The organism is Oleiphilus sp. HI0066, assembly GCF_001635725.1.
Genome location: NZ_LWFH01001387.1, coordinates 1 through 617, shown reverse-complemented (window position 1 = coordinate 617; position 617 = coordinate 1). Strand labels below are relative to the sequence as shown.

Sequence of the window (617 nt, the reverse complement as noted above, 5' to 3'; positions counted from 1 at the left end):
GGGACAGACAGCTGTTTCAAATTTGCCAACTACTGTGCTGTTGGGGCTTGAGGCAACACATATGAAGGAAGGCGAATTCAAAGCTTCTGCGGTTGCTTTTGGTGGAGCTGTTCGGATCAATCTTCCTAGTACTCCAGGCCTATCAGTAGAAACTCGACTGCACTACGCGCCTGATATTCTTGCTTACGGTGATTCTGATGAATTTAAACGCTTTCGAGCCCAGCTCAATTATCGAGTCATCCAGAGTGCTGATCTCAGTCTTGGCTACCAGTATTTGAATGCAGGTATCAAAGATGCTGGCGATCGCACCTTCGAGAGCGGTTACTTCATTGGTCTAGGGATGAAATTTTAGGTCGTTCAAAGCTAGCTCAGGTTTGCGTACGCTATAACGAACCCTGCGTCATCACTAAGACTAATCTCAAGTGATGACGCATTCAGTTCCTCAAATCGAGATTGTGCACCATCTGTTAATGTAACGACTGGCTTTCCATTTGAATCATGCTGAAGCGAAATATCACGCCAAGATACTCCTGACGAAAATCCTGTGCCTAAGGCCTTCGCAACAGCCTCTTTCACAGCGAAGCGTTTTGCGACAAAATTTTCTTGACCACGATCTA

Annotated in this window: 2 protein-coding genes; one reads left to right on the top strand and one right to left on the bottom strand. The window is 45.9% G+C overall.

Annotated elements, in window-relative coordinates:
• A partial coding sequence (locus A3738_RS20955) for a YfaZ family outer membrane protein (RefSeq protein WP_231876722.1) occupies positions 1 to 352 on the top strand: 352 nt, incomplete at its 5' end.
• Positions 353 to 363: 11 nt separating this feature from the next.
• Here A3738_RS20955 and acpS read toward each other — a convergent pair.
• Positions 364 to 617: holo-ACP synthase (acpS, locus tag A3738_RS20950; RefSeq protein ID WP_068763832.1), on the bottom strand; the 254-nt coding region annotated here is incomplete at its 5' end.